The sequence below is a fragment of the Mesorhizobium sp. NZP2298 genome, assembly GCF_013170825.1.
Taxonomy (GTDB): domain Bacteria; phylum Pseudomonadota; class Alphaproteobacteria; order Rhizobiales; family Rhizobiaceae; genus Mesorhizobium.
Genome location: NZ_CP033365.1, coordinates 660,453 through 674,876 on the forward strand (window position 1 = coordinate 660,453; position 14,424 = coordinate 674,876).

Here is a 14,424-nt window from a genome sequence, read left to right on the forward strand (position 1 = left end):
GGCGGCGTTTTTGCATGTATCGCTTCGCTGGCTCAGTGTCCCGCCGCCCGCCTTTCGAGCGACCGGGCATATTGCGTCAGCGGAAAGCACATGACGAAGAAGATCAGCGCCACCAGGCCATAGACCTTGAACGGTTCGAAAGTCGCGTTGTTGATGGCGTTGGAGGTCCGCACCAGTTCCTCGAAGCCGATGATCGAGGTCAGTGCCGTCGACTTGATCAGCTGCACCAGGAAGCCGACCGTCGGCGCGCGGGTGATCGAGAAGGCTTGCGGCAGAATGATCAGCCTGAGTTGCTGCAGATAGTGCAGGCCGAGGCTGGCGCCGGCATCCCATTGGCCCAATGGCAGCGCGTCCACCCCGGAGCGCCAGATCTCGGCCAGATATGCGCTGGCGAAGAAGGTGAGGCCGAGCACCGCTGCGGTCCATGGCTCGATGCGCAGGCCGAGCATCGGCAGGCCGAAGAACATCAGGAACAGCTGCATCAGGAGCGGCGTTCCCTGGAAAAGGGCGATGTAGCCGGAGGCGAGGCGCCGGCTCCATGTATTCTTGGATATCCTGAAGAACAGCACGACCATTCCGACCAGCGCGCCGCCCACGAAGGCGGCCAGCGACAGCAGCACCGTCCAGCGTGCGGCCAGCAGAAGATTGCGCACGATGTCCCAGAAGGTGAACTCGATCATGACACGCCAGCTCCGAGAGCGCGGCGCCCGCCGGTGACCAGGAGCCGGCGCAAGGCCATGGACAAAGCGAGATAGACCAATGTCACGACGAAATAGGTCTCGAAGGACCGGAAGGTTCGCGCCTGCAGCATGTCGGCTTCATAGGTCAGCTCGCGCACCGCGATCTGCGACACCACGGCCGACTCCAGCATCATGATGACGATCTGGCTGGTGAGTGCCGGATAGATCACCTTGAGCGCCTGTGGCAGCACGATCTTGATGAACACCTGACGGGGCCTGAGCCCCAGGGCCAGCGCTGCTTCCGTCTGCCCGAGCGGCACGGCGTCAAGCCCGGCGCCGACGATCTCGATCGTGTAGGCCGCCATGTTGAGCGTCATCGCCAGCATGGCGGCCAGGATCGGGTCGAGCCGGATCCCGAGACTCGGCAGCCCGAAGAAGATGAAGAACAGCTGCACCAGGAACGGCGTGTTGCGCATCACTTCCACGTACCAGGCGATGGCCCGGCGAAGCAGCGCGGGGCCGTTTCGCCGTCCCGCGGCACCCAGGATGCTGAGCAGCGTTCCCGCCAGCGTGGTCACCACGATCAGCAGGATCGTCGTGGCCGCGCCGTGCGCGATGTCGCCCACGGCACCTGGAAGCCAGCCGAAGGCCACGGGAACTCAATCCTTGAGTTTGTCGGGGTTGAGCGGCGTCTTCAGCCAGGCCTTCGAGCTTTCGTCCAGCTTGCCGTCGGCCAGCATCTTGGCGATGGCGTCGTTGACCGCCTTCTTCAACCCGTCCTCGTTCTTGTTGAGGCCGATATGCGATGGCGAGGTCAGAAGCTGGAACTTCTGCTCCGGCTTCAGCGCATCCTGCTTGGCCAGCACCTGCGCGCCGACATCGTTGCCGACGACCATCAGCTGTGTCTGGCCCGAGATGAAGGCCTGGATCACCGAATTGTAGTTGTCGAAGCGCTTGATGTCGGCCGAGGCGGGCGCGGCCTCGGTGAGCGAAGTGTCCTCGAGCGTGCCGCGATTGACGGCGATCGACTTGTCGGCAAGGTCTTCCTTGCCCTTGACCGTCATCGCAGCCGGACCGATCACCGCGATGTAATAGGGCGCGTAGGCGGCGGCGAAATCGATGACCTGCTCACGCTCCTTCGAGTAGCCGACGCTCATCAGGATGTCGACGCGATGGTCGTTCAGATAGGGGATGCGGTTCTGGCCGGTGACAGCGACCGGATTGAGCTTCACCTTGAGCGTGTCGGCGATGTATTGAGCCACATCCATGTCATAGCCCTTGAGGCTCATATCGGCGCTGGCCGAGGAGAAGGGCGGGAAGTCCGCGAAGACGCCGACATTGATGGTGCCGGCCTTGGTGATGTCAGCCAGCGCGTCGGCGTTGGCCGCCTGCGTGGCAATGCCGAGACCGGCAGCACCCAGCATCAGCGCGGCGGCGATGGATGATTTCAGTGTCGAGTGGATTGTCATTGTCATTGTCATTCCCCTTCTGGAAGCTTTTTGATTGTTGGGTCAGCCGCCGGCTCCAGCGCGGCGGCCGCCTTTTCGTGAAGTCCGTCAGGCCCCCTTGCCCGTGATGGCCGGGCTGAACACCATCAGGCTCAGTATCTCGAACAGCACCTGGGCGCCGGCATGCGCCGTGTTGGTGGTGGCGTCATATTGCGGCGCCACCTCGACGACGTCGCCGCCGACGATGTTGAGGCCTTTGAGGCCGCGCAGCAGTTCAAGCACCTCGCGCGTCGTCAGCCCGCCGACTTCCGGCGTGCCGGTGCCCGGCGCGAAGGCCGGATCGACGCTATCGATGTCGAAGGAAACATAGGTCGGGCCGTCGCCGACGATCTTGCGGGCCTTTTCGATGATCGCGGGGATACCGAGCCCGGTCACCTCCTCGGCGTGGACCACGGTCATGCCGGACTCATAGGTGAACTCCCACAGATATTCGGCCGAGCCGCGGATGCCGATCTGGATGGTGCGCGTCGGATCCAGCACGCCGTCGAGCACCGCGTTGCGGAACGGCCCGCCGTGGTGGAACTTGGTCATGTCGAACAGGCCACTGGTGTCGCAATGAGCGTCGATGTGGATCAGGCCGACCGGCGCCTTCTTGCCGACGGCCTTGAGGATCGGATGGCTGATCGAGTGGTCGCCGCCGACAGACAGCGGAATGACGCCGGCATCGACGATCTGGTTGGTGCGGCGCTCGATATCCTCATGGCTGATCTCCAGACGGTAGCGGCTGCGGAATGGCGTGTCGCCGATGTCGGCCACCCTCAACTCATGCGTGGGGGCGCATTCCAGCACGTGGTTGTAGGGGCCGATGCGCTCGATGGCGCGCAGCGCCCTCGGCCCGAAGCGCGAGCCCGGCCGGTTGGTGACGCCGAGGTCCATCGGCACGCCGATCATGGCCACCTGCAGGTCGCCGAAATCCGGGTTCTCCGCGGCGATTTCGCGGTAGGGCGCGGCGAGGAAGGTCGGGATGCCGGAATAGGGCGCCAGCCTGGTGCCGCTCTTGGAGAAGATCTTGTCGGCGACCTTGCGGAACTTGGGGTCGAACATTTCGCCGCCATGGCTCTCGCCATATTTGCGACGCAGCGCGTCAAGCTTGCCGCGATCGTAGCCCATATCGGTTCCTCCTCGATTGGTGCAGCTTGACCAGTGGTGACCTCAGGCGAATTGACCGCCGTCCGGCCGGGTCGCTTGTCCCGCTGGCTGCCTGCAGATTTCTCGTCTTGAAGTTGTTCAGGGCCGAAGTGTCCGGCAGCCGCATTGAAAAATCAATTGATATTGTTAGGGTGTTTTCTGTGAGAAAATCTCACAAACTGTCGAGTCCCTGATGGCCAAACGCCTGCCGCCCTTGAACCCACTGCGTGCCTTCGAGGCGACGGCGCGCCATGGCTCGCTCACCAAGGCGGCAAGTGAGCTGAACGTCACGCATGGCGCCATCAGCCACCAGATCAAGGCGCTGGAGCAGTCGCTCGGGGTCAAGCTGTTCGAGCGTGTCGGCCAGCGGGTCAAGTTGACGCCGCATGGCGCCGAACTTTTGCCGGCTGTATCGACCGCGTTCGACGGCATCGCCGCCGCCACGCAGCGGCTGACGCGCCCAGCCAGCAGCGGCGCGCTTTCGGTGTCCTGCGTGCCGGCATTGCTGCTTTTGTGGATGACACCGAGGCTCGGCAGCTTCACCGCGCAATATCCCGACATCCAGCTGACGCTCATTCCCTCCAACGACCCCAGGGATATAAGGGCGCCGCATATCGATGTCTGCGTCCACTATGGCAACGGCAGCTGGGCCGATTGCTGGATGCGCAAATGGTCGGGGCTGGAACTGTTTCCCGTGGTGAGCCCGACCTTGATCAACAACCGCCCGATCCGCAGCGTCAGGGATCTCGCCGACCATGTGTTCCTGCATGGCGACGACGGCCGCGAATGGCATACCTGGCTGGCGGCCGCCGATGCGCTGGACCTCGAGCGCGGCCGCCGCCATCATCTTGGCGATGCCCGCATGGCGACCGAGGCCGCGGTGCACGGCCATGGCGTGGCGCTGGGCGATTCCGTGACGGCAAGCGCGCTGCTGGCCAGGGGCATGCTGATCGCGCCGTTCAGCCTGTCGGTGCCAGCGGTCGATGAATTCTACATCGTCTGCCGCAACGAAATGCGCACGGCGCCGATCGTGCAGGTGTTCATCGACTGGCTGTTCGCCGAGAAGGCCGGGGATGACGGCCGTGCCGACGCTCCGGTCGCGGGCCGCATCATCAGCCGCCGCAAGCGTCCGCAGCTTAAGGTCATCGGCGCAAAGACCGCCGGCTGAGCATGGCCAGACGCAGGCAGTTCTTTTTGTCGGGCCAGCCTGAAAGCGGGCAGCGTTTTGGTCAATTCGATGCTATGAGGCCTCTCGCGGTTGTGGATTGCAGGCAGCGAAGGCGGCGTTGAAACATGGCTAAGACCGATATTGCGCGGCGCGTCTACAACCACACCTGGAAGCTCGATCCGATCGTGCGCAGTCTGCTCGACACGGATTTCTACAAGCTTCTGATGCTGCAGATGATCTGGGGCATGTACCCCAAGGTCGAGGCCACCTTCTCGCTGATCAACCGCACCACTTCGGTGCGGCTGGCCGACGATATCGATGAAGGCGAGCTGCGCGAACAACTCGACCATGCCCGCACCTTGCGCTTCTCCAAGAAGGAGATGATCTGGCTCGGCGGCAACAATTTCTATGGCCGCAAGCAGATATTCGAGCCGGAATTCCTGGCCTGGCTGGAAGGTTTCCGGCTGCCCGACTACGAACTGTCCAGGCGCGACGGGCAGTATGAGCTCTCCTTCAGCGGGCCGTGGATGTATACCACGCTGTGGGAAATCCCGGGGCTCGCCATCATCAACGAGCTGCGATCCCGCGCGGCGATGCGGGCCTTCGGGCCCTTCGCGCTCGATGTGCTCTATGCCCGCGCCAAGGCCAAGATGTGGGCCAAGACCGAACGACTGAAGGCACTGCCCGGCATCCGCATTTCCGACTTCGGCACGCGCCGGCGGCATTCCTTCCTTTGGCAGCGCTGGTGTGTCGAGGCGCTCAAGGAAGGTATCGGCGAGGCCTTCACCGGCACCTCCAACGTGCTGCTTGCGATGGACAACGACCTCGAAGCGCTCGGCACCAACGCACACGAATTGCCGATGGTGTTCGCGGCACTTGCCAATTCGGAGAAGGAGCTGAAACAGGCCCCCTACAAGGTGCTGCAGGACTGGCAGCGCTACTATGGCGGCAATCTGCTGATCGTGCTGCCCGACGCTTTCGGCACCGCCTCCTTCCTGCGCGACGCGCCGGACTGGGTGGCCGACTGGACCGGTTTTCGCCCCGACAGCGCCCCGCCAATCGAGGGCGGCGAAAAAATCCTGTCCTGGTGGCGCGAGAAGGGCAAGGATCCCAAGCAGAAACTGCTGATCTTCTCCGACGGCCTGGAGGTGGAAACGATCGAGGAAACCTACCGCCACTTCGAGGGCAAGGTGCGCATGTCCTTCGGCTGGGGCACCAACCTCACCAATGATTTCGAGGGCTGCGCGCCGACGGAGACCAACAGCCTGGACGCCATATCGCTGGTCTGCAAGGTCACCGAGGCCAATGGCCGGCCGGCGGTGAAGCTTTCCGACAATCCAGCCAAGGCGACCGGCGACGAGAAGGAGATCCAGCGGTATTTGCGGATTTTCGGCGAGAAGGACCGCGTGGAGCAACTGGTCAAGGTGTGAGTCGAGATCGGACTCATGGATAGTTCGAGCTCCTTCACGCCCCCCTCTGTCGTGGGGGAGTTGTCCGACAGGACAGAGGGGGGCGCCGTAGAGTGCCGTCATCACGGATTGGCCTGCGCCATCGCTCTTCTAGCCCTCCCCACTCCCGCCTTCGCCCATGCCTCCGACCGAGGCCACGTCCTGCTTCTCCCGACCGGCTACTACCTTGTCGGCGGCGCATTCGCCGTGGCCGTCAGCTTTCTCGTGCTGGCGCTGCTGCCGGCGGCTTCCATCGATCGTTTCTGGCGCCAGCGGCTGCCGCTTTTCACCTTCGGCGATACCGCCCGCACTTCCCTCAGCCTGATATCCTTTGCCGGCTTTGCAACTCTCATCGCCGCCGGCCTTTTCGGCAGCCGCGACCCGCTCTCCAATCCACTGCCGCTTGTGATCTGGACGCTGTTGTGGGCCGGCCTCACGCTGCTGCAAGGCGCTCTCGGCGACATCTGGTCATGGCTCAACCCTTGGTATGGACCGTGGCGCCTCGCCTCACGCCTGCGCGGCGCAAGCGATGAGGGGCTGTGGCGCCTTCCCCGATGGATCGGCTGCTGGCCGGCCGTCATACTGTTCTTCGCCTTTGCCTGGTTCGAGCTCATCGATCCGGCGCCTGACGACCCGGCACGGCTTGCCCTTGCCGCCGGCTTCTACTGGCTGCTCACCTTCCTTGCCATGCTGATGTTCGGCTATCGCGGCTGGAGCCGCAGCGGTGAGTTCCTGACCATCTTCTTCTCCATGGTGGCGCGTTTCGCGCCTGTCGAGCGCGACGAGAGAGGCCGGCTTGCGCTGTGCTGGCCAGGCGCCAAGCTGCTGGCGGCGGATCCGTTACCGCCCAGCGGCATCGCCTTCCTGCTGCTGACCTTGTCCTCGGTCTCCTTCGACGGCCTGTCGAAGACCTTCTTCTGGCTTGGCCTCTTCGGCATCAATCCGCTCGAATTCCCAGGCCGCACGGCGGTGATCGGCAGCGGCAGTCTCGGGCTCGTTCTGACATTCGTCCTGCTGGCGGCGGTGTTCCTTTTGGCCGTTGTGCTCGGCCAACGTCTTGCCGGCAGCGGACCGCCGCTCGCCCAGGCAGCCGGGCTGCTGGTCTGGTCGATCGTGCCGATCGCGCTCGCCTATCATGTCGCGCACTATATGACGGCGCTGCTGGTCGACGGCCAGTATGCGCTAGCCGCCCTGTCCGACCCGTTCGCGCTGGGCTGGAACCTGTTCGGCACCGCCGACATGCAGGTCGAGGCCGGCATCGTCGCCGGCGCGGCGTCCGCCTGGTGGCTGTGGAACATCCAGGCCGGTGCCATCATCCTTGGCCATGTGCTCGCCGTCCTCGTCGCCCACGGCTTCGCCTGGCGCCTGCATCCGCAGCCCGCCCGCGCCGCGCTCAGCCAGTTTCCGCTCACCCTGCTGATGATCGCCTACACGGTCTTCGGTCTCTGGCTGCTCGCCACCCCGACGGTCGGCTGAGGCATTTGCGCTGGAAAATAAACCGGGATTCCCTTAGGGAACCAGCATTGCCGTGTCCGGACTTTGGTGATTTAGTTTGTACACATGCAATTTTTCGACTTCCGGACATGAGCGGACTTTGCGCTCCTAACGCTGAACAAGGGGAACGGCATATGGACAAGAGCAAGACCTTCAACCTCCCGAAAACCGGTCTCACCCGCCGCACGGCGCTGAAGGGCCTGGCAGCGGGCGCGGGCCTCGCCATGGCGCCCGGCTTCGTCCGCTATTCCCAGGCGCAGAGTTCGGCGCCAATCAAGATCGGCTTCCAGTCGCACCGGACCGGCATCGGTGCCGCCTATGGCCGCTGGTATGAGAAGACCACCGCCGCCGCGGTGAAGGCGATCAACGCCGCCGGAGGCATCAATGGCCGTCAGGTCGAGGTCATCATCGAGGATGACGGCACCGATCCCGGCCGTGGCGCCGAGGTAGTCGGCAAGTTCGCCACGCAGCACAAGACCGACATCGTCTTCGGCACGCTGTTTTCGCATGTCGTCATCGGCTCGGCGCCCGCCGCCGGCGAAAACAAGATGCCCTATTTCGTCGTCAGCGAAGGCCACCACGTCGCTTCGACCAAGCTCAACCGCTACGTCTTCCAGCCCGGCATCACCGATGTGAAGAGCCAGATCCAGTCGATGGCGCCGTGGATCGCGGCCAATGCCGGCAAGAAGGTGACGCAGATCTTCCCCGATTTCGCTTTCGGCTACGATCATCGCGACTATCTGCCGCCGGCGCTGAAGGCGCAGGGCGCCGATGTCATTGCGCAGATCGCCATCCCGCCGACGGAATCGTCCTTCACCAAGTATTTCCCGCAGATCCCGGCCGAGACCGAGGTGATCTACCACGTGATGGTCGGTCCGGCGGTGCTCACCTTCGTCAAGGAACTCGGCGAGTTCTACGGCTCCAACCGGCCGCAGCTGTTCGGCTTCATCGATTCGCTCGAAGCCGTAGACATCAACAGCCCGGGGCTGGAATTCCTCGACGGCAGCCATTTCTGGGAAGGCTCGCCGCGCTATGCCCAGGCCGATGATACAGAGGCGCAGAAAGCCTATCGCGCCGCCGTCGGCATCGACGACAATGGCGCCGCCGTCGGCGACCCCAAGGATGTCTCCACCGCCGCGCACATGTTCGGCTGCTGGGAAACGCTCTACGTCGTCAAGAAGGCGATGGAGGATGCCGGCTACAAAGGGCCGGAAGACCGCGCCAAGCTGGTCGAGGCAACCGAGGCGCTGACCGCCTTCGCCGAAGGCCCGGAGCATCCGCAGGGGCCGAAGACCTTCAATGGCAAGATCCACCAGTGTTTTGGGATCCAGAACATCTCCAAGGTCGAAGGCGGCAAGCTGAAGGTCGTGCACAAGACCAAGATCGAGGACGGGCTCTACGAGGCCGAAGGGGATTATACGACGCAGGCGCTTTGAGGCGCCTTACCCTCCCCCCTTGTGGGGAGGGTCGGCGAATAGGGTTCGCGTTCTTGCGAAGCCTATGAGACGGGGTTGGGGTCGCGACGGCCCAAGCCCCACCCCCCCACCCGACCGCTTGGCGGTCACCCTCCCCACAAGGGGGAGGGTTAAGGGCGCCCTGAATGCACTTCGGACCCCATCTCCTCCTTGCCGCCCTCGAAGGCCTCGTCACCTCCGCCGTGCTGGCGCTGACGGCGCTTGGGCTGTCGCTGGTGTTCGGCGTGATGCGGGTGGTCAATGTCGCGCATGGCGAGTTCTTCATGCTGGGCGCGGTGCTCGCCTGGGCGATCTCCACGGCGATCGGCGGCCACCCGGCGCTCGGCTTCCTGGCGGCACTGGTGATTGCGCCGCTGATCGTCGGCACCATTGCCCTGATCGCCGAACAGCTGGTGCTGCGCCGGCTCAACTACAATCCGGAAGCCACCATCGTCGCCACCATCGGCATGCTCTACATCATCCAGCAGCTGGCGCTGACCTTCTATGGTCCGGAGGCGCGGCCGGTGGAGCCGCCGTTCAGCTACCGCATCCTTTTGCCGTGGTTCGGCTACTCCGGCTACAAACTGTCCATCATCGCAGCTTCCGCTCTTCTCTTGATCGCCACATGGCTGGTGCTGACACGCACCAAAATCGGCCTCATCATGCGCGCCACGCAGTATGACAGCGAGACGGCGCAAGCGTTCGGCATCCCGGTCGACCGTGTCTACGGTGGCGTCTTCGCGCTCGGCGCCATGCTGGCGGCGATCGCCGCGGTGCTGATCGTGCCGATCAGCCAGGCGCATTATCTGATGGGACAGGACCCGCTGCTGCTTTCCTTCATCGTCGTCATCATCGGCGGCCTCGGCTCGCTGCGCGGCACCGTCGTCGCCGCCGTGCTGATCGGCCTGTCCGATGGCATCATCTCGATGTTCTTCTCGCCGACCCTGGCCAAGATCATCGCCACGCTGCTGGTCGCCATGGTGCTGGTGTTCCGGCCGCAAGGCCTGTTCGGAACGGCATCGCGATGAGCGAAGCTTCGCCGGCAAAGGCCTATGCGCTGCATCTCGGCGTCATCATCCTGCTCTTCGTGCTGAGCTTCGTGCTGCCTGAGTACTATCACGGCCTTCTCGCCCGCATCATGGTGCTGGCGGTGTTCGCCATGGGCTACAACATGCTGTTCGGCTATGTCGGCCTGCTCAGCCTCGGCCATGCCATGTTCTTCGGCGCCGGGCTTTACGGCGCCGGCCTTGCCGTCATCCAGCTCGGCTGGGACGTGCCACTGGCCTTCCTCAGCGGGATTGCCTGCGGCGCGGTGCTGGCGCTGATGATCGGCCTTCTTGCACTGCGCACCACGGGCGTCGCCTTCATGATCGTCACCATGATGTTCGCGCAGGTCTTTTACCTCCTCATCCTCTACTTCGCGGCGTGGACCGGTGGCGACCAGGGCATGGTCGTGCCGCAGCCGGCGCGTGTCCTCACTTTCGGCGCGACCGCGCTTGACCTCACCAACCCGACCGTGCGCTATATGACGGCGCTGGCGCTGTTCTCGCTCGTGCTGCTGATCACGCTGGCCATCGTCCGCTCCCGCTATGGCCGGGTGTTGGTCGCCATCCGCGAGAACGAGGAACGCACGAAGATGCTCGGCTACGACACCTTCTCCAACAAGCTCGCGGCAGTCGTCGTCTCCGGCACTATCTGCGCCGCCTCGGGCGCTGCCTACGCGCTGCTGTTCGGCTATGTCGGATCGAGCTTCGCCTCGGTGCAATACTCGATCCTGCCGTTGCTGTGGGTGCTGCTCGGCGGCGGCGCCACCACGCTCGGGCCGCTGATCGGCACGGTCTTCATGTACTATGTCATCGACATCACCAGCGGCTACACCTCCGCCTATCTGCTGATCGTCGGCATCGCACTGATCCTGCTGGTGCTGTTTTTCCCCAAGGGCATTCTCGGCAGCATCCGTCAGCGCTGGCTCGGGTGGCTGCCATGACACCACTTTTGATCACCAAGGGCCTGTCGCGCAATTTCGGCGGCCTGCGCGCCGTCGACAATGTCGATTTCACCTTGATGCCGGGCGAGATCCGCGCCGTCATCGGCCCCAACGGCGCCGGCAAGACCACCTTCGTCAGCCTGGTCAGCGGCCGTATCCAGCCCTCTTCCGGCATGATCGTCTTCGACGGCGTCGACATCACCAGCCAGCCGGCCTACGTCCGGGTCCGCCAAGGCATCGCCTACACGTTCCAGATCACCAGCGTCTATGCCAACCTGTCCGTTTACGCCAACGTCGCGCTGCCCGCGCAACTGACACTGCGGCATGGCCCTTCCAAGAGCGCGATACAGGCCGCCGTCATGGCGGCGCTCGAACGCACCGGCCTTGCCGACCAAGCCGCCATGCCGGCCGGACAATTATCCTATGGCCATCAGCGCCTGCTGGAAGTGGCGATGGGCCTTGCACTGAAGCCGCGCCTGCTGATCCTCGACGAGCCGACGCAAGGGCTGGCCGACGGCGAGATCGACAATTTCATCACCCTGGTGCGCGAGATCGCCAAAAACGCCACCGTGCTGCTGATCGAACATAACATGCCTGTGGTCATGCATCTGGCCGGCCGCATCACCGTCTTCAACGCCGGCAAGATCCTGGCCGAAGGCACGCCGGAAGCGATCCGCGAGAACGCAGCGGTGCAGGAGGCCTATCTGGGGACCGCCCCATGACCGAAACGAACAAGGCGGAGACAAAGTCTGAAGCGCTGGTGATCTCGGGACTGGACTGCTTCTATGGGGAGGTCCAGGTGCTCTACGGTCTCGACCTCGTGCTGAACAAGGGCGAGGTGCTGTGCCTGTTCGGCCGCAACGGCGCCGGCAAGACGACGACGCTGAAGGCGATCATGGGACTGGTTCCGTCAAGCGCCGGCTCGATCAGGCTCGACGGCCGGGAATTGACCGGCCTGCCGGCGCATGAGGTGCCGAAGGCCGGCGTCGCCTATGTGCCGCAGGGCCGGCGGCTGTTCGCCGAGATGACGGTGGCGGAAAACATCGAGATCGGCCTGATGGCACGCAGCAAGGGCAAAGCCGTGCGCGAAAACGTGCTCGACCTCTTCCCGCTGCTGCGCCAGCGGTTGCGGCAACGGTCGGGCACCTTGTCGGGCGGTGAGCAGCAGATGCTGGCGATGGCGCGCGCGCTCTGCCTCGAGCCGCAGGTGCTCTTGCTCGACGAGCCGACCGAAGGTCTGATGCCGTCGATGATCGCCAAGATCCGCGAGACGGTTTCGACGCTGCGCGACATGGGTGTCTCGACCATCCTGGTCGAGCAGCGGGTCGACGCGGTGCTGTCGGTCGCCGACCGCGTCTCGTTCATCGAGAATGGCCGCAACCGCGAGACGGTCGATGTCGAGGAACTGCGTGCCGATCCATCGGCGGTCAGGCGCTATGTCGGCGTTGGTTGATCAGCCGAAAAACACAAAGCCCGCGATCAAGAAAGTCGGGATCAGCACCAGCCCGGACCACAGCATGTAGCCGAAGAAGCCCGGCATCCCGACGCCGCGCTGCCTGGCGATGGCATAGACCATGAAGTTGGGCGCATTGCCGATATAGGTGTTGGCGCCCATGAACACCGCACCCGCCGAGATCGCCGCAAGCGTCGAGGCGAATTCGGTCATCAGATGGCGTGGATCGCCGCCGGCAAGCTCGAAGAACACCAGGTAGGTCGGCGCATTGTCGAGGAAGGACGACAGCGCTCCGGTCAGCCAGAAATAGGCGAGGTCGTTGGGCGTGCCTTGCGCCGAGGTGACGAGCGCGACCAGCGGCGCCAGCGCGCCCTCATGGCCGGCTCTCAAAATGGCAATGACCGGCACGATGCAGATGAAGATGCCGGCAAACAGTTTTGCCACTTCCGCGATCGGTCCCCAGTTGAAGCCGTTCGCCTCGCGGTATTCCTTGCGCGAAACCGCCAGCGAGACGAAGGCGAGCGCCAGGATGACGCCGTCGCGCACCAGGTTCTGCAGTTCCAGCGTCACGCCTTGAATGGAGACGCTGATCTCAGGCTTCCATGTCGCCGACAGCAGGATGGCGCCGATGACCCCGGCCAGCAGCGGAATGTTTGGCAGGCCTCGAATGCGTATCTTCGAATCCGGTGTCGGGTCCTTGATCTTCGGCGCGCCTGCCTCGCGCCGGTGCAGGATGATGTCGATCGCCAGGAACGCCGCCAGCACCAGGCCGCCGACGAACAGCGTTTCCCGATAGAGGTTCGTGGTCGTCCAGAAGAAGTCGATGCCACGCAGGAAGCCAACGAACAGCGGCGGATCGCCGAGCGGCGTCAGCGAGCCGCCGATATTGGACACCAGGAAGATGAAGAAGACGACGACATGGGCATTGAACGGCCTGTTGTCGTTGGCGCGGATGATCGGCCGGATCAGGATCATCGAGGCGCCCGTCGTGCCTATGACCGAGGCGAGCAGCGCGCCGACCAGCAGCAGCCCGGCATTGACCAGCGGCGTGCCGTGGATGTTGCCGGCGACCAGAATGCCGCCCGAAATGGTGAACAGCGCAAACAGCAGGATGATGAAGGACATGTATTCGGTAAGCAGCGCATGCAGCACCGCCTCGGTCGCCGAAGGCAGACCGAAGGCAAGAGCCAAAGGCACCACCACAAATGCGGCCCAAAGCGCCGCGATCTTGCCGTAGTGGTGCTCCCAAACATGGTGGAACAGCAGCGGGCCGGTGGCAATCGACAGCAGCAGGCCGGCAAAGGGAAGTGCCCACCACAGCGACATCGAGGCGCCGGGCAACGCGTGTTCCTCGGCCGCTAAAGCCGCTTCCGGGAACAGCATCGCGACGGCGATGGCGGCACCCGTCATTGCGCCTGCGGTGATCCGCGAAAGGTCCCCCTGATGCCCCACCGTCCGTTCAGTCCGACAAATGGTCTTCAAGCGTCACGCCGGCATCGCGCATGCGACGCAGCATGGCATTGAGCGAGCCGTTGAGGTCGATGCCGCGGCAGGCGTCGAGCCGGACGGTGGTGTTGAACCCCTGGCTGACAGCGTCCAGCGCTGAAAAGCCGACGCAGAAATCGGTCGCCAGGCCGACCAGGGTCAGACTGTCGATGCCGCGCTCCCTGAGATAGCCGGCGAGACCCGTCGGCGTCGTGTGGTCGTTCTCGAAGAACGCCGAATAGCTGTCGATCGCTGGGCGAAACCCCTTGCGGATGACGAGCTCGGCCTTGGTCCAGGCAAGGCCGGAATGGAAATCCGAGCCGAGGCTGCCCTGGATGCAATGGTCCGGCCACAGCGTCTGCTGGCCATAGGGCATCTCGATCATGGTGAAAGGCTGCGCGCCCGGATGGCTGGAGGCAAAGCTCGAATGGCCGGCGGGGTGCCAGTCCTGCGTCAACACGACATGGTCGGTCCGCCGGATCATATCGTTGACCAGCGGCACGATCTCGTCACCCCCGGTCACGGCCAACGCGCCGCCCGGGCAAAAGTCGTTCTGCAGGTCGATGACAACAAGCGCTTCGTCGGCCATGCGGCTTCCTTCCCTCTGTCTCGATGCCGC

At 64.1% G+C, this 14,424-nt stretch carries 14 protein-coding genes; 8 read left to right on the forward strand and 6 right to left on the reverse strand.

Translation table 11 applies throughout. The features are described 5' to 3' along the window. Nucleotides 1-32 precede the first annotated feature (32 nt). From EB231_RS03085 to speB, 4 genes are all read right to left on the reverse strand, one after another. Entirely contained in the window at nt 33-680 is a 648-nt protein-coding gene (locus EB231_RS03085) for an amino acid ABC transporter permease (protein ID WP_172347540.1), read from the reverse strand. Beyond that, nucleotides 677-1,333 (reverse strand): amino acid ABC transporter permease, encoded by a 657-nt coding sequence (locus EB231_RS03090; protein ID WP_172347541.1) that lies wholly within the window; start codon nt 1,331-1,333, stop codon nt 677-679. Before EB231_RS03090 ends, EB231_RS03085 begins: the two co-directional genes overlap by 4 nt. A 6-nt stretch (nt 1,334-1,339) precedes the next feature. Continuing rightward, nucleotides 1,340-2,149 carry a transporter substrate-binding domain-containing protein gene (locus tag EB231_RS03095; RefSeq protein WP_172352793.1) on the reverse strand — a complete coding sequence of 270 codons (810 nt, stop codon included), beginning with the start codon at nt 2,147-2,149 and terminating at the stop codon, nt 1,340-1,342. Nucleotides 2,150-2,236: 87 nt separating this feature from the next. Then, nucleotides 2,237-3,298: an agmatinase gene (gene speB / locus EB231_RS03100; RefSeq protein WP_172347542.1), complete on the reverse strand. Its 1,062-nt coding sequence runs from the start codon at nt 3,296-3,298 to the stop codon at nt 2,237-2,239. A 211-nt stretch (nt 3,299-3,509) separates the two neighbouring features. On the opposite strand from speB, the gene gcvA reads away from it, so the two are divergent. From gcvA to EB231_RS03140, 8 genes are all read left to right on the forward strand, one after another. Beyond that, nucleotides 3,510-4,484, forward strand: a complete 975-nt coding sequence (gcvA, locus tag EB231_RS03105; protein ID WP_172347543.1) for a transcriptional regulator GcvA — start codon at nt 3,510-3,512, stop codon at nt 4,482-4,484. 125 nt (nt 4,485-4,609) lie between these two features. After that, nucleotides 4,610-5,914, forward strand: coding sequence for a nicotinate phosphoribosyltransferase (pncB, locus tag EB231_RS03110; protein ID WP_172347544.1), 1,305 nt, complete (start codon nt 4,610-4,612; stop codon nt 5,912-5,914). Nucleotides 5,915-5,974: 60 nt separating this feature from the next. Beyond that, nucleotides 5,975-7,408: a hypothetical protein gene (locus EB231_RS03115; protein WP_172352794.1), complete on the forward strand. Its 1,434-nt coding sequence runs from the start codon at nt 5,975-5,977 to the stop codon at nt 7,406-7,408. Nucleotides 7,409-7,560: 152 nt separating this feature from the next. Continuing rightward, nucleotides 7,561-8,862: an ABC transporter substrate-binding protein gene (locus EB231_RS03120; RefSeq protein ID WP_172347545.1), complete on the forward strand. Its 1,302-nt coding sequence runs from the start codon at nt 7,561-7,563 to the stop codon at nt 8,860-8,862. A 164-nt stretch (nt 8,863-9,026) separates the two neighbouring features. Further along, entirely contained in the window at nt 9,027-9,908 is an 882-nt protein-coding gene (locus tag EB231_RS03125; RefSeq protein ID WP_172347546.1) for a branched-chain amino acid ABC transporter permease, read from the forward strand. Further along, the gene (locus tag EB231_RS03130; protein WP_172347547.1) at nt 9,905-10,867 is read left to right on the forward strand and encodes a branched-chain amino acid ABC transporter permease; all 963 of its coding nucleotides are present in this window, start codon (nt 9,905-9,907) and stop codon (nt 10,865-10,867) included. The genes EB231_RS03125 and EB231_RS03130 overlap by 4 nt, the downstream gene beginning before the upstream one ends. Then, the gene (locus EB231_RS03135) at nt 10,864-11,589 is read left to right on the forward strand and encodes an ABC transporter ATP-binding protein (RefSeq protein ID WP_172347548.1); all 726 of its coding nucleotides are present in this window, start codon (nt 10,864-10,866) and stop codon (nt 11,587-11,589) included. The genes EB231_RS03130 and EB231_RS03135 overlap by 4 nt, the downstream gene beginning before the upstream one ends. Next, on the forward strand, nt 11,586-12,320 hold the full coding sequence (locus tag EB231_RS03140) for an ABC transporter ATP-binding protein (RefSeq protein ID WP_172347549.1): 735 nt from the start codon (nt 11,586-11,588) through the stop codon (nt 12,318-12,320). Before EB231_RS03135 ends, EB231_RS03140 begins: the two co-directional genes overlap by 4 nt. Here EB231_RS03140 and EB231_RS03145 read toward each other — a convergent pair whose 3' ends face one another. Next, complete coding sequence (locus EB231_RS03145) at nt 12,321-13,730, reverse strand: sodium:proton antiporter (RefSeq protein WP_172347550.1); 1,410 nt, start codon at nt 13,728-13,730, stop codon at nt 12,321-12,323. A 49-nt stretch (nt 13,731-13,779) separates the two neighbouring features. Next, nucleotides 13,780-14,394, reverse strand: coding sequence for a bifunctional nicotinamidase/pyrazinamidase (pncA, locus tag EB231_RS03150; RefSeq protein WP_172347551.1), 615 nt, complete (start codon nt 14,392-14,394; stop codon nt 13,780-13,782). Nucleotides 14,395-14,424 lie beyond the last annotated feature (30 nt).